Raw genomic sequence first — 18,736 nt, 5'->3', positions numbered from 1 at the left:
AAACCTCCTATGCCACGACCGCTTCCGTGTCGAGTATCGCGTCGCATACTCGAATCGGTATATTGCGGAAATTCGTTATAGCCTCGCCGTCGACCTCCTTGAAGGTGAAGAAGACGTTGCTCTTGTTCTGTGCCTGGAGGTCGAGGTAAGTCGCCACGGTCTCGTTGCAGTAAATGACCTTGCGGCCGCCGTACCTCTTAAGCCTGTGATAGGCCTTCGTCAGAAGCTCGAAAAGCTTCGGCTCGCTCTCAGTTCCGAGCTTCGAGGTGTCGATGTTGCAGATACGGACGTTCCGGCGCCAGTCGCGCACCGTAAGGCCGCAGTCCCAGGTGTAATGGCTGCGGTACCCCTGGTAGCGCCCGCCGTCCGCGTCGAAGAGCGTCACCTCGCCGAGGTCCTGATGCTGGAATCCCGCCTTGCTGCCCTTCGGGAAAATGCCGTGCGTCGCCATCTGGTCCCAGGTGATAAACCAGACCGACGTTTCCTTATTCGCCGTCGTGCCGCCCGCGGAAAGCACGTTCTCGGAGCTGTCCGCGCCGGAAAGAGCCGAATAGCGCGGCGCAAGGCCGACGAACTTCGCCGGCGCAACAATGTCGTCGCCGTAGAAGAGCGTCGAGGCCATCTCCTGCTGCATAGCCTCCAGGAAGCCCTTGTCCTCGCCGAGACGCCACTCCGCGCTGTTGCCGTTGAGGTCCGCGAGCTTCTTGTCGACCTCTGCGTAGGCCTCGAGCATCGCGCAGGTATCCGTAACCTGCTTCGTCTTGCTCTTGCTCGGCTGAACGCCGTAGTTGAGCATCCTCCACGCCACGGACGGCAGCCCTACGCGCACAGTCGTAAGATGCCCAGTCGGAAGGTTGCCCTCCATCCAGAGCATGTCCTGAAGGATAGGGTTGTCCTGGGACATAAGCTCTACAATCTTCATAATCTTGCCGTTCGGGTCGGACCTCCTCGCAAAATCGAGAAGCGTCGCAATGCTTCCAATAGTCGCCATATGCATTCCTCCTTGTTTGAAATAACTAATTCATCTCGGGATATATAGCCTTAGCCGCGCTCACGGGAGCCGCGCCCTCGTTTCGTCCGTGTACGAAAGAAGCCTCGCCCAGCGCCTTCCCCGCCCTGTAAAGCAGCCGCAGGATTGCGGGGTTAGAAGAAAGCGGCGTCTCCATAATCACGTCGTAAGCCTCAGGAACATCGAGCTTTGCGAATACGCTTCTGGCAATTTTCATATTCTCCTTGAACGCCGTACCGCCAAGCTCCGGGTCGGCCTTGACTGTGGCTTCCCACTTATCCGTTATGGCCCTCTGCTCTTCGTCGTAGCGCTTCACCGCGGCGTCGAAGCCCTCGCGCGCGATGCGGTTCTGAAGGTCTACGAGCTTCTGCGCCTTAGCCTTGCTCAGGCCGAATTCGCGCGCAAGCGTCTTGAAATCCGCGAGCGCCGCGTCGTTCGGCGTAACGCCCTCCATAAAGTTGAAATCGCCGTAATCCTCGGGAGGCCCGTCCTCCTTTCCGGGCTCCTCGACGGCTTTCTCTCCTTCGCCGGACGGCTGAGACGGCTCGCCGCCTAAGAGCCCTCTGCTTCCTGTACCATTTCCGCCCTCCTCCTTTCCTTCGGTACTCTCGGGCGCAAGCGCGGGCTCAGCGCCCGCCGCGCCGTTATCGTTTTGCTGAATCGTCTCCGACGGCTGCGCTTCCGCCGGCGTCTCCAGTACTGTGTTCTCCGCTTTCATTTCTTCCATAGACGACTGCCTCCATTTCCATTCGTTTTTCGTTCTGTTCCTTAATTATTCCGCCGAGAAAGCTTCCGGCGTTCCCGAAGAGCGACAGCAGCGCGCCGGAGCTTCCGGGCTTCGCCGTTTCGAGAAGCTCGAGCACCCAAAGCCCGACCGAGCGCCGCCCCTCATTGAACGCCATGCGCGCGGCGTCGCTTTCAAGATTGCGCTCGAATACGCCGCACTCGGCTATGAGACGGCATAAAAAAGCGCGCCCGTCCTCGTTCTCGGACAGCCGCGCAAAAGCTTCGTTATCCTTTGTAACCCATTGGCGCTGCACCTCGAGCGCCGTCTTGTGCTCAATCAAAGGCTCATCCTCCCATACCGGTGATATCGCCCAGCAGATTGCCGGGGCCTATCGACGTTTCGCTCATCGTCTTAAGCGCGCCCGGCGCGATCTGCGCCATCTGGAGCGCCTCCTCGCGCTGCTGCGCCTCGTTCTGCGCTCTCGCCCTCGCTTGCCGTATCTGCTCAGTCTCTTCCTCCGTGTTGATGCACTCGGAGGGTACGTCGAGATAATTCGCGTAAAGCCTCGCCATCTTGTCACCGTTGATGATGTCGAGTATCTCCGGCTTCGCAGAGGCGACGCCGCTGAAGAACTGCAGGAATCTGTCGATGCTAGTAGTCTTCTTCGCCTTCAGCGCGAGCATCAGCGGCGAGGTGTACTCTATGCTCAGCTCACGCCCGACAAGCTGCTCAGGCGGTTCGGGCAGCCGCCCCGCGCGCGCCTCGATGGCATAGACGCGGTTGATGGACGGACGAAGCACCTCGCGGTCGAGCCTTTGAAGCACCGGCCCTATCATCGAGGACTTTTCCGCGATTATCTCCTGTATCTCCGTGGCGGTTTTCTGCGGATTCTGGTCCGCGCGGTCGAGGATAGCCATAAACAGCTGCGTGAAGAACGCGCGCTTGATGCGCTCCTCAACGAGCATAATGCCCTCCATAGTGCCGCGCACGTCGAGTCCCGCAGCAAGCACCGGCTTGATAGGCGCGTCCGCTCCCGTCGGGTCGTAATATATCTTCGAGCCCGGAAGCAGGCTCACCTTGTCCGCAATGGTCGAGGGAATCTGAATAGGCGGCTGAAGCAGAAGCTGCCGAGCCGTCGTCATGTCCTTCTCCATAGCCTGGAGCTGCGCGGAGTTGCCGAAGGCCATCTCCCCGGGGCCGTAGCCGTAAACGTCCTGCCCTATCTGGTACCATCTTCCGCCGATGAACGGGAATTCGTTGTACCCGCCGACGGCGAGCGGCTTTTCGCTCTCGTCGAGCCAGTAGAACGAAAGATAGGCGAAGCCCTTAAGCCCGCGCTCGCCCTCGATGCGGCCGTCGTTCGGCGCGATAAGGTGATGCACCTTGAACTTCACGCGCTGGTCCGTCTCGAAAGCGCGGCGCGCCGTCTCCGGCAGCCGCTCCTTGCCGAACTGCTCGGCCATCTGCGCCGGCGTAAGCTCTACGGTGCGGAAGAACTCGTTCAGCTGCCGCCTGTAGTCCATTCCGATGCAGTATTCGCCTATCTCGAGCGGCACGCATATAAAAGGCTGCTTCGTGTCCTCGAGAAGCAGAAAGCCGCCGGTCCCGAACGGCCCGAGGTTGTTGTACGTACCTGCGTATGCGTCGTATATGCCGCACGAAAGCATATCCGCGGACATAATCTCCTCGCAATCCATACAGTATTTGCGGACGGCGTAGTCCTCGTTAATCGCGGGGTCCGCGTCCGTAAGGTGAAACCACTGGTTGTTCGGCGAGGTAAGCCCGGACTGGAGCCCTGCGGAAAGCACCTGCACGGCGAAGAGCGGCGTGTCGTTGTAGAGCGAGCCCCATTTCCTGCGCCCCTGCCTGTCCGTGTCGTGGAAGTAGCCGAAGATGGGCGCGACGACCTCCTGAATCCTCCGCCATCTCGGCAGCCAGTCCTCGCGCTCGGCTATGAGGTTGGCCTTCCTTTTGTTCAGCTCGGTAACGGTAGATTCGCGTCTCACGTCATTCCGAGCCTCCTACATGCCGAGCAGCTGCTTGCGCACGACGTTCGGATTGCCCAAGTTGCCGCCCTCGGTCGCCTGCGTGTCGCCGTAGCCGACTCGGCGCTTCTTCTGCGCCTTGTTGCCGTAGATGACCTCGGCCGCCTCGGCGAGAGAAGTACGCTGCACGTTCCCCGCTGAGCGGTTCGGCTGATTCGCCGCCTCGCGCGCTGCCGCCTCCTGCGCGAGCTGCTGCTGTCTTGCGAGCTCTTCGGCCTGACGTTTCGCCTCTTCCTCGGCCGCCTTCTTCTGTTCCTCGAGCGCCTGGCGCTGCGCCTCGAGCTCAGCCTCCATGCGTTCGGTCTCCGTATCCGTGTCGACCCAGGACTTGACCGCGCTGTCGTAGCTGTCGAAGCCGAAATATTCCCGGTAGTCTCCGACAGACTGCTCGTCCGTCCTTGAAAAAGAATTGATAAGCCCCTGCTTCGTACTCGCGCTGAGTTTACCGTTGGAATTGAGCTCGTTCATCGCCTGCTTGGCATAGAGAGCGCCTTGCCCGATTGCATAGTCCTCGTACACATTGCTCTGCTTACCCATGAGATTCCAGATGTTTCGGATAGTCCCGTTGACCGGATTCGTATACACCGGAAGCACATACGTATTCAGAAACTGCTCCACATACTTGTCGCTGTACTTGTCCGCCATATTCTACCCTCCTAAAAGCTGTTTCTTCTTCGTAGCGGCGCTCGAGCTCGAAAGAAGCCCGCCCGTCGTGTCGGTGCTCCTGTAGCCCTGCGCGGCGCGCCTCTTGCGTTCCAGCTCCGTCATGGCGTTCACCTCGGCCGTGAGGTTCTCCTCGTATGTCGGCGTCTGCGAGGCCTGGCTGTTGAGCTGCTCCTGCTGGAGCTCGTAAGTCCTCTGGCTCATCTGCTGCTGAGCTTCGAGCGAAGCCTGCTGCTGTTTGAGCTGCGCCTCCTGGAACTGCTTCTGGTATTCCGCCTGCTGTTTGGACATCTCGAGCTGACGGGCCTGATACTCCTCCTGAAGGCGGTTCTGTTCGGCCTGGATTGCGGCCTGGCGTTCAGCCTGCTGCTGTTGGATGCGCGCAGCCTCCTCCTGCGCCTTCTTGCTCTGGTATGAGCCGTATATAGTCGCGCCCGCGCCTATGACTGCCCCGATGAGCGTTCCTACCGCTCCCATTTATGTATCCCCTCCTTTCATCCTCCGAGACCCAGAGGATCATATGCGTCGTAGTCCGGCTGCCGTCCTGCGCTCCGCATGACCGGATTTCGTTCTTTTTTCCGCACCTCCGCGCCGAACGTCACAGCCAGAGCGTCGGCCAGGTCCGGGCTCGCGAGCCCGCGCTTCTTCATATCCTGCTTGCGCTCGAGCTGAATCTGACCGCGGCTGTTCGTGCTGTACTCCGGCCCAACGAGGTCGTCTCTGAGGTCCGAATCGTCGGGAATCGCGCCGCCCTCGGCGAACCACTTGCGCATCTTGTACCAGACCTCCGCGCGCCTGTTGTGGCAGTTGTCGAGCAGCGCCTTCTCGCCGGCGTAAAAAGCGATGGGCGAGCGGTTCATAAGCCGCAGGCTCGACATCACGCCCTCGCCCACGCCCGTGGCGTCGACGATGACCGCGTCGGCCCTGTATTCGTCCTCGAACATCGCGACACGCGCGGCAAGCTCTTCGGGTTTCACGCCGCGCTTCTGATAGAGAATCTTCGACATAAGCCCCTGGCGCAGGAATACGACGCTCCTGTCCCCGCCGAACATAGCCACGTCAACGCCTATGACGACGGGAGCGAAGTCGAACATCTCCTCGCGCAGGTGACGGCCCATAGCGGCCTCGACGATATCCCCGGGCATGAACTGCATCTCCGAGGCGTGTGGAAACTCGCCCAGCACGCGCACGCGGTACATATCGCTGTCCTCGCCGTACTCCTCCGCTATTTCCTTCGCGTAAGCGGGCGAGACGCGCGGCGAATCCAGACACGAAAACTGAAAGCGCGTCCAGAGGTCGCGGTTCTTGTGGTGCGAGTTGTAGAAATACCCCGTAAGCCTCGTCGGGTTCGCCGCCATAAGGATACGCGCACCCTCGGTGGAGAGCGCGCCGCGCGCTACTTCAAAGACGACCTCTGGAATACCTGAGGCCTCGTCGATAAGGAATATCATGTGCTCCGCGTGAAAGCCCTGAAGCGCCTCCGGGTTTTCCTTGCGTCCGGTTCTTGCCGCGATAAAGCCCGGCGTGCCGTCCATCGTTATCTTGTCGCCTTTTATCTTTACGGCGGAGCGCCAAGGCTCAAGCATCTGCGAGCGCCACTTCTCGACCTCGGGCCAGATGATGTCAGAAAGCTGGTGAGCCGTCGGGGCCGTAGCGGGAATTTTAACGTCCCAGAAACATGTAATCCCCCACAGCCCTATCCAGGCGAAAAGGCACGACTTCCCCGTCCCGTGGCCGGAACGTATGGAGACGCGCGCCCCCGGCGAAGCCATAGCCTCAAGCACGCCGCGCTGCTGTTCCGTAGGCACCGCCCCGATACACTCGACGACGAAATCATAAGGCGAAGCCCGCCAGCGTTCGACAAGCCCGACAAGCTGCTCCATATCGCTATCCATCGCCTGGGACTCCTTCATGTACTGCGGCCGGCCGCCGCCGCGCCTCCGCCTGCTGAAGGATAAGCGAAGGCGAGACGTTCACGCTCACGGAGGTGTCGGCTTCCTTGAATCCTGCAATCTCGGCCAGCAGCTTAATGGCCGCGATGCGGTCGTACATCTCTATCTCCATTCCGAACTTACCCTGCTTCACTGATTTAAGCGCCCCCGCTTCGTCGTCTGTAAGGGCATGCGTCGGAGTGATGAGCATATCCCCAAAGTCGAGCAGCGTCTGGCCGCCGTGGCACGCGGCAAGTTCCTTAAGAACCGCCTCGCGATTGGGGTCGTCCTTATCCGGAGAGATATTCACGAAATCCGTCAGCCTTGCCGTAGCCATGCCGACGAGTTCCTCAATGCAGACGTCCTTGAGCATATCGCGGTCCCAACCGCTCGCTGCGAGTCGTTCTTTTTTGAGCTCAGCAATACGCGCCCGTATCTTGACGTTTCTTGACAATCTAGACGCATGCTCGCCTGCCGACTTTCTGTTCTCGGAATAACCGGCCCTTATGGCCGCCTCCGTTCCGTTGCCACGGCACTCAAAGACATACGCCTGGCAGAATCTCTCCTGTCTGTCGTTCAGTTCGACGGCCACATTTACCACCTCCATACGGCAAAAAATAGGCATGAAAAAAGCCGCCCCCTCAAACGAGGAAAAGCGGCTCTATCTTCTTGTCCTCCGCCCCTGCGGGCGGTTCGTTTATCTGCGGCTTTCGCCAGCATAAAAATTATAGCAAAAAAAGCTGTCAATTTACTGACAACAATTCAGACACAATTTGACCTTTGACTTTTTGACCAATACGCCGCCGGGGACACTAGAGGAATGACATACGCTTTACTTAGGCCGTGCAAAAGTTCATTTCAGCGCGCCCATGCGCCAGTCCTCAAGCAGCGGCTGCACCTCAAGAACAGGGCGGTAAAGGCGGTTCAGAGCGTGGCTGATATGCCTGTAGACGCTCCTCTCGCTGAACATAAGTTCCACCGCAACGTCGGCGACCTCCATCTTCTGCCAATACCGCAGCGCCAAAATGCGCCGTTCATCGGCCGGAAGCTTGCAGTAAGGCTCGTAAATGCCGAGCATAAGAGCCGAAAGCCTGCGAAGCACCGAGTCGTCGTATCGGTCGAGATACCTGTCCGCCGCGCATGACGCGCTTCCGCCGTCCACGCGCTCGCCGTAAAGACAGCCGCCGGCGAGCGCCCTCGCGTCCAGCATAAGCCTGTACCCGTCATAATCCCGCTTGATAGCCGGAAAATCCTTCACCGCCCCCTCGGCGATCCTGTGCCTGTACGACGCCACCGTCATTCCTCCTCTGTGTTATCCTTCGTCTCCAATATCAGCCTATAAGATGCAGACACTTGCGGTCGCTTTTCCTAACGTCCGCGAAAACGTCCGCAAACGAAAAAACCTGTCTATACCTATATTTATATATACTTTGCGGACACTGCGGACACTTTAGAGCTCATAAATTAGAAAAATCATACGAGAGAAAAATTCCTAAATTTATACCGAAAAAAAGCGTCCAAGTGTCCGTAAAGGGTACACTAATCCCGTCATATCAACGGCTTTCTTTTTGCGGACACTTCTGCGGACACTTTCAGAGTGTCCGCGCCGTACCTTCAAAAACCTTGCTATGACTGAATTCTTAAATGCGGACGTTTATCGGTAGAGATATGGAATGTCCGCGCCGCCTTTCTCTTTCTTGGGAGGAAGGAGCCACATGCGGGCACGGTCATGCCCACTGCGCTTACTCGTTGTTCCCGTGAGCTTGCGAAGCACACGCGCCGCCTTCATAGCGTCGCCAGGACGCGGCACGCCGACAAAACCGGCTTGTATAAGCGCATCGGTGGCCGTCATTTCACGCCAGAAGCCTCGGTCAAGTTCCCAATTCAATCCTTCCGTAAGAAGGTCCTCTATCGGGTTCGGCGCCTCGAACTGCCAGTTCTGACGCGCAAGCTCCGCCTCTTCTTCCTTCGTAAGCCACCACTGCCCGAGCGGGTCTTCCGTGCCGCGCAGATAATAATCCTCGTAGACCTCGGCCCATATCTGCTGCATGTCGCGGCGGTCAATCATATCCATGCGCTCCACCGGAATGCACCACCATCTGGAGTTCCCCGTGTCGTCTATGAGAATCTCGCGCTGGTTCACCGTAGCGCCGAAGACCGTCCGACGCTGGAACTCGCTCATGCGCCGCCCCCACGGCATACGAAGCACGTCCGTGCTGCGCGTCAGGAAGTTCTTCAGCGCAGACATATCCGACCGCTTGAAAGTCCCCTCCAGCTCGCCCAGCTCCGTAATCCAGAAGGAAATAGCGCGCTTCAGGCTGTCCTTGTCGTTCGGGTCGAGCCCTATGCCCTCGTTGAAAAACTCGTCGCGCCCCGCGAGATTGCGGAACCACGTCGTCTTCCCTATCCCCTGGCCGCCGATAAGCACCAGCACGCCGCGGTAGTGAAACCCGCGCGGATGAAAGGCAGCCGCCGCCGCGGAGACAAGCCACTTGCGCATGAGCAATTCCTTAAAAGCGCGGGGAAAGCCCTTCTCCTCTACGACGGAATCGTAAACGTTTCCGATACGATGTATCCCGTCCCACGGCTCGGAGAGAATCCATTCGCGCACAGGATTGATAACGTTCCGCGCCGCCACCTCAGAAAGAAACGGGTCAACGTTGCTCGAAGGAAAGCCCCACTGCGCGCAGAGCGAAAGAATATGCCCCAGCGTCGCGTTCTTCACGTCGTCGCCGCAGTACTCGCGCCCGGGCACGCCGATGATGCCCTCCTTCTTTATCTCGTCATATTTTACACTGATACCCGCGTAAGCGAGCAGCGCTTCGAGATTTGCAATAGTCCCCTTCGGCCGCCCCGTAGTCTCGCTTATATGCACAAACTGAGGAAAAGAATGCCGCTCTATGTATTCCGAGCGCGCCTTGAAACGTTCCAGCTTGCCCAGCATAGCGGCGCGCGTCTTCTTCAGCCCGTACTTCGCGGCGTAGTCGTTCCAGTCGGACAGCTTCTCGCCTTCCTCAAAATCAGGGAAGACGAACGGAATCCCTGTCTCCTCGAATATCTTGAATGCGGCCGCGCCTCCGGAGTTGCCCATTCTCTTATAACGGTCGTTGTCCGCCGCGACGACAAACTCCGTCTGTCCCCATTTCTCGCGCACGTTGTCTATAACAGGGCGCAGGTTACCGCAATCAGCTGCGACAATCACGTCGTCTCCCAGAGCATCCGCAATGGTGCTACCGGTAGCCCAGCCCTCGCAAACCCAACAACGCGCTGAAATCACAGACGGCAGTCCGCCGCTCTTCGAACATTCGTTCGTGGAAAGGGCCTTTTTACCCCCTTCGGCAAGCTCACGCTTCCCCGAAAGAAAACAGAAATTCCCCATCTTGGGAGCGTCCTTCTCAAAACGCTTGGAACCGTCGCCGGAAATAGTCTGTACCGTAGCGATGCTTCCGTCAGGGAAATAATAAGGGATTACAAGCAAATCCCCAAGCTGTCTCGCGCCGTGCGCGCCTGAAAGCCCCTTTTTCAGAATATATTTGTGAAGCGGATTAGCCTCAGAAGCCGTCTCCCACTTCACCCGCGCGACGTTTATAGCCTTTTCGCGCGCTATGGCCTTCTCTTTGTCACTCTCTTCCTTGCGCGCGGCGCACTCTTCGACATACCGGCGGCGCTCTTCATCCGTCCAGCCGGAAGCAGCTCCGTTGCGGAAAAACCAAGTCGTATAAGGAACGCCGTGAGAGGCCTTATAGCTCTTGAAATACCCGGCGGGCGACTCGTCCATATAGACGCAGTACTCGCCGGACTTCTCTCGGCCCTTGTCGCCGCGCACCCTATAACGATGCTTGCGCCCATCCAGGCGTAAAGTATCATTATCCGCCGGAGGAATCCCAGCCTCCGCCATCGCATCGAGAAAAGCGCGCTCCACGTCGTAATAATTGAAATCCGCTATCTTGCCTCACCTCGCCTTCAAACAAAAACGAAGCCTACTCAGAAACGTACTTCCTCGGCCGCCCGCGCTTACGCTTCGCGCCCGTTTCCGGAAGAGCCTTCACGCCAGTCTCCGCTTCATAACGCTTGTCTATCTCGGTAAAAAAGGCAGCCAGAGCCTTAACCGAAATACGGACGTCGACGCTTCCTCGGATAGAATTCTTGATAACCTCCCAGGAATGCCCCGCGAGCCGCGCCGCGCGAATCTCCGTATAAAGATTCTTCACGAGCTCATACTTCACAGCGGCGCACCCGCCGCACCTGGCCGGAGACCGCGCCAGCTCAGTCAGCCCCATCCGCGCCCTGCCTATACCGGGCATATCAAAGTCAGCCATCTAGCGCGCCTCCTTAAGCCCCTTCTTAGCGGCAAAGGCGTCGAGCGCAGCCTGCGCCGCGTCGCGGTCTTTATACCTGCCCAAGTCCTTGTTCCTGACGGAGCGGTAAGACGATATCGCCTGCGTGTCGAAGCTTACGACGCCGTAAGTACGGTCGCTCAGAAATTGCCATACGCACAGAACCCTTCCGCGATATTCGTATTTTCGCTTTTCAAGTTCAGCCATCTCTATCGCTTCTCCACCCTCGGCCCCCAGCAGCCGCGCGCGAACTTCGGACACTTCATACACCCCAGAGGTTCAAGCGGAACACGCTCCGGCCTCTCGCGCCCGACGTAACAGTCGCGGTCGGAGCAGCAGCACACCGCGAAATACGCGGGGTCTATCCGCATAAGCCGCGCAGCGACAGCCTCGACCCGTTCGCGCACGCTCGGCAGCCTAAGCCCCTCAAGCATGAAATTATCCCCGAACACCGTCATAACGCGCCCTCCTCCTTCAGTATAAACTCACGTACTGTCCCGGCCTCCGGCTCCATAGCCGCCATGCGCGCCATCCGCTTCGCATAATCGCGATACCCGCGCAGCCTATCCTCGAGCACGGCAATCTTCTTCTCATACTTTTCGCGCATCTTCTCGAGTGAAGTGGCCGAATCCTCGCGCGACGAGGCTTCCTCGCGCAGACGCGCAATCTCCGCGTTCGCGCACTTCAGCCGCTCGCGGAAATCCTCAGCCTCGATACGCCAGCGCTCCAAAGCAGCGGAAAGCTCCGCCGCCTCATTCGCGTTCTCCGAAACGGCGGCCACCCCGTCGCGGAAAGCCTTATACTCACGCCGCAGATTCTCGCAGGCCTTGGAAGCCCCCTCGAGCATAGCCTTATAATTGTCGCGCTCCTTAGTAACGGCGCGCAGCTCGCGCGAAAGGCGAATAACCTCGCCGCCCTTATCTGAAAAATCCCGCATCTCGTTCACGAACGCCGCGAACTTCTCATTCTGCTCCGGCGAAAGAAAATCGAAATTACACTCAAAAGCCATAACCGAAAACCTCACTTCCCCAGCTTAACCGGCGCATACCGCACATGCATCGCGCGACACATCCCCTTGGCATACGGGCTCTCCTCATACAAATCGCAGAACCGGCACCGCAGCGCGACCTTCGCGATATCGCGCAGCACAGACATCTGCGTCCTGTTATCGCGCTCGCCGAAAACATGCTTCCGCTCAAGCCGGTCGCACGAAGCAACCATACGGCAGACAGTACTCACCGCGCGCCGCCCCCTTCCGACACAGCGCGCAGCCGCCGCTCCATAGGCGTAAGGCTCTGCACGCACTCCCGCTTTGTAGAATCGCGCCACGCCTCCAAGTCCTCCAGCGTGTAATACACGAGGCTCCCCTTCTTGTGATACGGCGGCCCCACGGTCTTGCTCTTCGGCATCCTGCTCCTGCAAAGAAACCCCTTCGACACCTTAAGAAAAGCCGCCGCCTCCGCCGTAGACATATTCCTCGGGTCCACCCCGTCCGCGAGCATCTCGATACGCTTCGCATCAAGCAGCCGGCCGAGCTTCTCGTCGATAGCCGCAAGCCGCGCCAGAAGCGCCTCCGGATCGACCGCCATCATAGGAGAAAACAACTCCGAACCCGCCATAACCTCGACCTCCAATCAAACCCCGTGATAAAATAACGGGACACTGTTTTTACAAGCTGTTGCTCCTCCCTATGCGGTACGGCCAATACCGCATAGGGAAACAGCTCTATTCCTCGCTTTCTTCTCAAACACACAAACGCCCGGCACCTCGACAATCGGATACCGGGCGTTTGAATAAACTTACAACAGAACTAACGCGCTACAAATTCCTCAAATTATTGATAGCCTTGACCTTAGTAATAACAAAATCCTTATCGTCCCACTGACCTGACCTCGGGTCAAGCACCTGCTTCACCCTCATATCCACAGTCAGGATGTCCTTACTCCTGAAATCAAGCTCTCCCCCACGCACTTTATTGATAAAATCATCATCGGCAAACTCTGCCGTAATCGTCCGCTTCCCATACTGGAAACGCCAGACGCCGCGAAATTCGAAATTGACGCCGACAAGAAGCAGCTTCGCGTCCTCCACAGTCGAAACGCGTGATTCCTCAGCCAAATAACCGTTCTGCGAAGCCGCCCTCCCAAGCTGCGCCTTATCAAGTGAAACAATATCCCGCATTGCGCCCGCGACAACCTCCTGCACGCGCAGCCCGTCGATACATCCGTCGGAAAGTACGGCGGAAGCTCCGCCGCTGAGAAATGAGTCAGCCGCCTTATCGCTCATATATACATTCAGAACTTTGGGTGAAATGATTATATTGTTATCGCCGTGGATGACGTTCACCGTTCCGTCGTCGTTCGCAGTGACAGAATCGGCCTTGCTGCTCCCAAGCATCATCTTAAGCTCAATATACTGCTTGAACATCTCAAGCACATTGTCGATAGAATCGACGAAATTATTGGCGACGACAGTTCCAAGCACGCCCTGTCCTATCTCGAAAAGCCTCAGCCAGACCTCAAAACTGCCGGAACGAAAAGCCTCCGCCCTGATACTCAGCACGGCGTCCTCACGCTCGTTGTCGCAGAAAAAATTCAAAAGCGCGCAGAAATGCCCCAAGCCGCTCGAAAGCGCCACAACGTCGACGTCGTGTCTATCGCCCGCGAGCTCGTACTTGAATACGATTTTCCTCTCCTCAGCCAACCCGACCATTCCTCTGTACAAAAGATGACGTAAAAGACGCTGATTATGATTATAACAATAAAACAGACTGTACAACAGGAAATCAACTCCCTAAACGCCCGGTATTCGATTGTCAAGGTGCATCGTACACTCAAGTCATTCCGGCCTTGAGCCGGAATCCAGCGGCGTTGTCCCGCCTCACTCCGTCCGCGTAAACTTCCGCATCACGCTCCGGCGGAACGGATCGCCGCCCGCGTCGTCTGAAACGGCACCATTCCCGCCGTCCCCATCCAGGGACCGAAGCGCCGCGATAGCAGCCCCCTTCGCCTTGTCGAAAAGTTCGGAAATATCCGCCTCGCTCGCGTCCGCACGACTAGTGCCGCAGAACTCCACGTGCGGCCTCCCCGCTACGAAAGCGAGCTGCACCCTCACCTCGTTTTGAACTCCCGCAGATTGCAAATTAGTCATAATCCTCGCTCCTTCCTCACGTATAACAATCTCCAGCCTCAAAGCCGGAGGCTCTGCGCCTGCCTCTCCCCGGACTCCCGCGGAACACGTTTCCTCGCCACCTTCCGGGGAATCTGAGGGTTTTCGACATCGTTACCCATAAGCTCATCAGCTGTACAATTAAAAATCTTGCACATTGCCAATATGTCATTCCAGTGCGGAATACGGGCTCCACTTGTCCATCTGTAAATAGTATTGGCTTCAACGCCGAGCCGCTCAGCCAAATCAGCCTGTTTGATGCCGATTTTTTCACAATATTCTTTGATGCGAATTGACACGATAACACCTCCTTACCTCTGAAAATTTCATGTCATACCGTTGCGGCAATTATTATAAAATGACAAAACGGTATTGTCAAATCATAATTGGCAATTCATAATAAATTGCCGCTGTGGTATTGTATAGTTATGAATATAATCGGAGAAAGAATCAAAGAGAGAATCAAAGAGAGAGCTATCACGCAAAAAGAAGTCGCGCAAATGTTAGACGTCGAGCCAAATACTTTCACACGCTGGGCTAACGGCAATAGAACGCCGGACATAGAGACTCTAAAAAAAATTGCGCGGATTCTGAACACGACGGTAGCTTACCTCATAGGAGAAACTGACGCAGAAGTGACGGAACCCACCGTACCGTCATACAGTGCATACATACCAGATGACCTGCACGGCGAAGAAGCGCTTTCCTACGGCACGGTGAAGCTACGTGAATCCATCAGACGCGCATACCCTATGCTCTGCCAGCAAGACCGCTTAATCATAAAAACGGCGCTTCAAGCCGCCCTAGCCGATATAAACGACATAGAACTAAGAGAAAAGAACTCTACGATAACAGAACAACCGGCAAAGACGGCGTAATCTATATATTCGCTAAAAGGAGATAAATGCACATGGCTTTTTTCAACCTTTTCAGCAACCCCAACAAAGACTTAATTGATGCTCTCACTCATGGAGACATGGCGCTCATGGACAAAGCTCTGGCGCGCGGAGCAAATGCTGGAGCCAAAGATAAATATGGAATGACCCCAATTGAAATAGCAGCTTACAACGGTTACACGCCAGACGTATTCGAGAAACTCATCGCTCATGGCGCAAACGTCAATGTTCAGGACGGAGAAGTGCAGCTATCACCATTGATGATTTCAGCCGCAGTCAGCCCGTATCGCGAAGTTATAAACGTCCTGTGTGAAAACTATGCTGAGATTGAGGCGAAAGACATCCAGAACAACACCGCTCTTATGTGGGCTATTAGCCTTGCTAGCTTTTCATTAAGAAAAAATTTTCCACATCATTGCCCTGTCTATGAAATCGTTGAAGAACTTATCGAATGGAACGCAGATGTAAATGCTGTAAACAAATATGGGGATTCAGTATTTGATAAAATTGATAGACTACATCAAGACGACTCTCCCGGTAAAAATCAGTGGGAAATAGATAGAGTCTACAATCTTTTGCTCTCTCATGGAGCAAAAATGCCGTTGACATTCGAATCATTTATAGGACATCAGCTGCATGACACCAAAATAGACGTTGATTTTTCCAAAGCCTTAATCACGATGACGCTTAACACACGGAAACTGTCAGGTCAATTAAAAGAACAAAATATTGCAAACGACACTAGCCAACTAGCAATTAAAGATTTACCAAAACATCAGCAAAAAATTATTAAAGACGCACTTGTATATCTAAGAGTCGTCGAACGAGAGAATCCAGGCCCTGGTGCGTTTGATTTTTTATCTACATTCCATAAATTATTGATACAGCGTCCAGAGTCAATGTACCAGCATATCAATTCATGCGGACGCGGCCCAGAAGTGTATTTGGCAGCTCTAATCACATCAAACATACATGAAGAGATAGCATCTGGTAAATATCATTACTACGAAGGTTCATTGCGTCCTGAAGGGCGGATATTACGCCAAATGTTTATCTCTGAAATAACAAAGCTCAAAAACAGTAATTTTATTAGTACTCAAGAGATGGCAAACAAAATCACGGAATTGAACAAAGCCATCAATGACGTGACCATTGCGCGGCGTTCGTCGAAAAGATAATTTTTACAAAAGTAGCCTCAGAACATCGAAGTCCACGAGCACGAAGAGATAGGCGACCACCCAATGATCAAGTGCAACATAAACAGACTGAGCGGCGAGAAAATCTACCACCTCCCGTTCGACAAGGGCTGCGACAAAACCGTCATAGACCCCGCCCACGGCGAATTCTACGCCGCCACCATCCTCCAAGCCGAATCCGCCGGCTTCCGAAGGACGCACAAGTGGACGGGAAACTGACAGGTAAAGGAGATAAAGGAGGAGAAACAAGATGAAACTCATACTCACGGCGCTGTTATCCGTCTTCATCCTTACCGCCGCGGCGCAGGCCTCCGCCCCCTACGTGGCCTCGGTCCTCCGCACGCCCTTCCACCGCGTCACCTGCCGCTGGGCCGCAAAAATCGCCCCCGAAAACGCCGTCTACTACGAAACCCGAGCCCAAGCCCTAGCCGACGGCCACCGCCCCTGCAAAGTCTGCAAACCATAAACTCAATATATAGAAAGGTGTATGAAATGACGGAATATCTCATCAAAAATATTTTTGACAAGTGTCAGTATAGACATTTCTTCGAGCCATGTGATAATACCGAGCAATGTAAATATAACGAGTTTTGTTCAAACGATTGTGGACAATGTCTCCGCCACATCCATTTCCAACACAAAGCACCTGAGATATTTAAAGGCAGAAATTATGATTGCGCCCGCATGGCTGATTATTATGTTTTGCAATTTGGCCTACGTTATGCCAGTGAAATGTTATATGCTCTTGAAAACGTATTGGGCGATCAAGAATCTGAGATATCCGTACTCTCTCTTGGTTGTGCCCCATGTACGGATTTGTTTGCTTTTGATTACTTATTGCATAAAAAGCGGATTGCTTCGTTACAATACTACGGAACGGACTTAAACTATAATGATGTCTGGTCAAGAATCCATCGTGATATTTGCAACTATGCCCACGATAATACATATGACACTGTTTTTAATTATGATGATGCGTATGATATTTTTACTTATTTAGAGAATTTTCAAATTAAACCTAACGTTATCGTATTCCAGTATGTATTCTCAGATATGGCAAAGCGTTCAGAGCCTAAAACAATTTTTGACTACGCTGATAAAATTGCAGAATACATAATAAATGAGATGCCGTCCTCTGTTATAATAATGAATGATATTAATCTCACAAACGACTGTGGCGGTGGATTAGATTATTTTGATTATCTAGTAAAGCAATTGCCACACAAAATACGCCTCTCAGACACAAAAAAATACTTTGCTAACGACTATAATGATAGCGTAGGAAAAGGAACTTACGGATATGGGGAAAAGTACCACACGAATAAATTACATTTTTCTGAAATAATACCGCTAGATACAATACGAAAATTTTCCCCTAAAAAATATTGTGCAAGCGCCCAGAGAATAATCGTTACTGGACGTAGGTGAGGAGAAAATGATACTCAGTGCAAGCAGAAGAACAGATATACCGACGTACTATTCTGAGTGGTTCTTCAACAGAATACGCGACGGGTATGCCCTTGTGAGAAATCCGATGAACTATCATCAGTTGAGCAAAATAAAAATTACTCCTGATGTAGTTGACGGTATTGTCTTCTGGACGAAGAACCCGATACCAATGCTTCCGCGCCTCGGCGAGCTTTCGGAGTACACCTATTATTTCCAGTTTACGCTGAACTCATACGCGGACGATATAGAGCCGTCCATCCCGTTAAAATCAAAATACATCATTCCAGCCTTTCAGAAGCTGTCCGATATGATTGGCCCCGAGCGTGTAATATGGAGGTATGACCCGATACTGCTCAACACAAAATATTCCATCGGCTACCATCTGAAATATTTTGCAAATCTTGCCAAGCGGCTGCACCCGTACACAAAGAAATGCACGTTCAGCTTCATAGATTTTTATCGGAATACGCAGAATAACGTCAAAGGGCTTGAGCTTATTACGCTGACTGAGGAGCACAAGCTTGCCATTGCAAAGGGACTTTCTGAAATCGCACATTCTTACGGCCTTTCAATCGACACCTGCGCTGAGGACATTGACCTCGACCAGTTCGGTATAACGCACGCTCGATGCGTTGACGACCGTTTGCTCGGGAAACTTTTAGGGCGCACTTTGAAGGTCGAGAAAGATAAGAACCAGAGATTCAGCTGCGGATGTGTCGCCAGCGTTGACATCGGCATGTATAACACGTGCCGTAACGGCTGCAAATACTGTTACGCAAATTACAGCCCCAAGTCCGTAGCGACCAACTCGCACAAACATTCGCCAACGTCTCCGGTTATATGCGGCGAGATTACGGACGAAGATACAATCACAGAAAGGCCCGTAAAATCCTGCGCTGTATGCAGTCAGCAGAAAATATTCGAGGCAGAATAACGTTCCTAAATTTTGCCATAAATGATAAAAAGGGGGCCTACAGCCCCTTTCCTACAATACCGATTTGGTTTAGAGTATGTGTGTATGTTAGGAAATTTCTCATTTCCACCGTTTAGGCAACCTTAAGCGCCCACTTGAGGTTGCCGCTTTTATTTTTGCTGCATGATCACGCTGGATATTCGCCGTGGTATGAGAGACGCCAAAATCTTCCGAAATCTGAATAATCCCCATACCGTCCAACAAATATATCGGAGCTAACAACTCTCCGGCAAAATTATTCGCCTGCCACTCTGAATCTTCATAATACTCATGGCTGCCATCCTTGGCAAAAGCAGCTGTCCCCTGCTGCAAACACTGCAAAACCATAGAAGACATGAAAAA

The 18,736-nt window shown here is 54.4% G+C and carries 25 protein-coding genes; 6 read left to right on the top strand and 19 right to left on the bottom strand.

From position 1 onward, the window contains the following. Window positions 1-7 precede the first annotated feature (7 nt). From ABGT66_RS06830 to ABGT66_RS06745, 18 genes are all read right to left on the bottom strand, one after another. Window positions 8-991, bottom strand: coding sequence for a major capsid protein (locus ABGT66_RS06830; protein WP_294191881.1), 984 nt, complete (start codon window positions 989-991; stop codon window positions 8-10). Window positions 992-1,016: 25 nt separating this feature from the next. After that, window positions 1,017-1,736 carry a hypothetical protein gene (locus ABGT66_RS06825; RefSeq protein ID WP_346689710.1) on the bottom strand — a complete coding sequence of 240 codons (720 nt, stop codon included), beginning with the start codon at window positions 1,734-1,736 and terminating at the stop codon, window positions 1,017-1,019. Further along, a complete protein-coding gene (locus ABGT66_RS06820) occupies window positions 1,654-2,076 on the bottom strand; it encodes a hypothetical protein (RefSeq protein WP_346689708.1) in 423 nt (140 codons plus the stop codon). The genes ABGT66_RS06825 and ABGT66_RS06820 overlap by 83 nt, the downstream gene beginning before the upstream one ends. Window positions 2,077-2,080: 4 nt before the next feature. After that, window positions 2,081-3,742, bottom strand: coding sequence for a portal protein (locus tag ABGT66_RS06815; protein WP_294191887.1), 1,662 nt, complete (start codon window positions 3,740-3,742; stop codon window positions 2,081-2,083). Between the two features lie 15 nt (window positions 3,743-3,757). Then, window positions 3,758-4,426: a hypothetical protein gene (locus ABGT66_RS06810; RefSeq protein WP_346689706.1), complete on the bottom strand. Its 669-nt coding sequence runs from the start codon at window positions 4,424-4,426 to the stop codon at window positions 3,758-3,760. 3 nt (window positions 4,427-4,429) lie between these two features. Further along, window positions 4,430-4,921 carry a hypothetical protein gene (locus ABGT66_RS06805; RefSeq protein ID WP_346689704.1) on the bottom strand — a complete coding sequence of 164 codons (492 nt, stop codon included), beginning with the start codon at window positions 4,919-4,921 and terminating at the stop codon, window positions 4,430-4,432. Between the two features lie 17 nt (window positions 4,922-4,938). Further along, on the bottom strand, window positions 4,939-6,357 hold the full coding sequence (locus ABGT66_RS06800; RefSeq protein ID WP_346689703.1) for a hypothetical protein: 1,419 nt from the start codon (window positions 6,355-6,357) through the stop codon (window positions 4,939-4,941). Next, the gene (locus tag ABGT66_RS06795) at window positions 6,332-6,982 is read right to left on the bottom strand and encodes a terminase small subunit (RefSeq protein WP_346689701.1); all 651 of its coding nucleotides are present in this window, start codon (window positions 6,980-6,982) and stop codon (window positions 6,332-6,334) included. The genes ABGT66_RS06800 and ABGT66_RS06795 overlap by 26 nt, the downstream gene beginning before the upstream one ends. Window positions 6,983-7,228: 246 nt before the next feature. Beyond that, window positions 7,229-7,675 carry a sigma-70 region 4 domain-containing protein gene (locus ABGT66_RS06790; RefSeq protein ID WP_346689699.1) on the bottom strand — a complete coding sequence of 149 codons (447 nt, stop codon included), beginning with the start codon at window positions 7,673-7,675 and terminating at the stop codon, window positions 7,229-7,231. Between the two features lie 354 nt (window positions 7,676-8,029). Next, window positions 8,030-10,297 (bottom strand): VapE domain-containing protein, encoded by a 2,268-nt coding sequence (locus ABGT66_RS06785; protein WP_346689697.1) that lies wholly within the window; start codon window positions 10,295-10,297, stop codon window positions 8,030-8,032. 58 nt (window positions 10,298-10,355) lie between these two features. After that, window positions 10,356-10,694 (bottom strand): hypothetical protein, encoded by a 339-nt coding sequence (locus ABGT66_RS06780; RefSeq protein ID WP_346689696.1) that lies wholly within the window; start codon window positions 10,692-10,694, stop codon window positions 10,356-10,358. Beyond that, window positions 10,695-10,919, bottom strand: coding sequence for a hypothetical protein (locus tag ABGT66_RS06775; RefSeq protein WP_300260414.1), 225 nt, complete (start codon window positions 10,917-10,919; stop codon window positions 10,695-10,697). Window positions 10,920-10,921: 2 nt separating this feature from the next. Beyond that, the gene (locus ABGT66_RS06770) at window positions 10,922-11,170 is read right to left on the bottom strand and encodes a hypothetical protein (RefSeq protein WP_300260417.1); all 249 of its coding nucleotides are present in this window, start codon (window positions 11,168-11,170) and stop codon (window positions 10,922-10,924) included. Continuing rightward, a complete protein-coding gene (locus ABGT66_RS06765; RefSeq protein WP_346689694.1) occupies window positions 11,167-11,721 on the bottom strand; it encodes a hypothetical protein in 555 nt (184 codons plus the stop codon). The genes ABGT66_RS06770 and ABGT66_RS06765 overlap by 4 nt, the downstream gene beginning before the upstream one ends. Before the next feature lie 226 nt (window positions 11,722-11,947). Beyond that, window positions 11,948-12,331 carry a helix-turn-helix domain-containing protein gene (locus ABGT66_RS06760; RefSeq protein ID WP_346689692.1) on the bottom strand — a complete coding sequence of 128 codons (384 nt, stop codon included), beginning with the start codon at window positions 12,329-12,331 and terminating at the stop codon, window positions 11,948-11,950. A gap of 199 nt (window positions 12,332-12,530) precedes the next feature. After that, window positions 12,531-13,415 (bottom strand): hypothetical protein, encoded by an 885-nt coding sequence (locus ABGT66_RS06755; RefSeq protein ID WP_346689690.1) that lies wholly within the window; start codon window positions 13,413-13,415, stop codon window positions 12,531-12,533. Between the two features lie 177 nt (window positions 13,416-13,592). Beyond that, on the bottom strand, window positions 13,593-13,904 hold the full coding sequence (locus ABGT66_RS06750) for a hypothetical protein (protein ID WP_346689688.1): 312 nt from the start codon (window positions 13,902-13,904) through the stop codon (window positions 13,593-13,595). Then, window positions 13,901-14,179, bottom strand: a complete 279-nt coding sequence (locus tag ABGT66_RS06745; protein ID WP_346689686.1) for a helix-turn-helix transcriptional regulator — start codon at window positions 14,177-14,179, stop codon at window positions 13,901-13,903. The genes ABGT66_RS06750 and ABGT66_RS06745 overlap by 4 nt, the downstream gene beginning before the upstream one ends. 129 nt (window positions 14,180-14,308) lie before the next feature. On the opposite strand from ABGT66_RS06745, the gene ABGT66_RS06740 reads away from it, so the two are divergent. The 6 genes from ABGT66_RS06740 to ABGT66_RS06715 all read left to right on the top strand — a co-directional run bounded on the left by ABGT66_RS06740 (window position 14,309) and on the right by ABGT66_RS06715 (window position 18,355). Next, entirely contained in the window at window positions 14,309-14,758 is a 450-nt protein-coding gene (locus ABGT66_RS06740; protein WP_346689684.1) for a helix-turn-helix transcriptional regulator, read from the top strand. A gap of 32 nt (window positions 14,759-14,790) precedes the next feature. Further along, complete coding sequence (locus tag ABGT66_RS06735) at window positions 14,791-15,954, top strand: ankyrin repeat domain-containing protein (RefSeq protein WP_346689683.1); 1,164 nt, start codon at window positions 14,791-14,793, stop codon at window positions 15,952-15,954. Between the two features lie 63 nt (window positions 15,955-16,017). Beyond that, complete coding sequence (locus tag ABGT66_RS06730) at window positions 16,018-16,191, top strand: hypothetical protein (protein ID WP_346689681.1); 174 nt, start codon at window positions 16,018-16,020, stop codon at window positions 16,189-16,191. Between the two features lie 31 nt (window positions 16,192-16,222). Continuing rightward, window positions 16,223-16,438: an Ada metal-binding domain-containing protein gene (locus tag ABGT66_RS06725; RefSeq protein WP_346689679.1), complete on the top strand. Its 216-nt coding sequence runs from the start codon at window positions 16,223-16,225 to the stop codon at window positions 16,436-16,438. A 26-nt stretch (window positions 16,439-16,464) separates the two neighbouring features. Then, a complete protein-coding gene (locus ABGT66_RS06720; RefSeq protein ID WP_346689678.1) occupies window positions 16,465-17,400 on the top strand; it encodes a hypothetical protein in 936 nt (311 codons plus the stop codon). 7 nt (window positions 17,401-17,407) lie between these two features. Next, window positions 17,408-18,355 carry a DUF1848 domain-containing protein gene (locus ABGT66_RS06715; RefSeq protein WP_346689677.1) on the top strand — a complete coding sequence of 316 codons (948 nt, stop codon included), beginning with the start codon at window positions 17,408-17,410 and terminating at the stop codon, window positions 18,353-18,355. A 99-nt stretch (window positions 18,356-18,454) separates the two neighbouring features. Here the strand turns inward: ABGT66_RS06715 and ABGT66_RS06710 are convergent, their stop codons facing one another. Continuing rightward, a complete protein-coding gene (locus ABGT66_RS06710) occupies window positions 18,455-18,730 on the bottom strand; it encodes a hypothetical protein (RefSeq protein WP_346689675.1) in 276 nt (91 codons plus the stop codon). Window positions 18,731-18,736: the final 6 nt, after the last annotated feature.

Source organism: uncultured Cloacibacillus sp. (assembly GCF_963926575.1).
GTDB classification, from domain to species: Bacteria; Synergistota; Synergistia; order Synergistales; family Synergistaceae; genus Caccocola; species Caccocola faecigallinarum.
The sequence above is the reverse complement of the archived record's forward strand: the minus strand, read 5'-3'. Positions and strand labels throughout refer to the sequence as shown.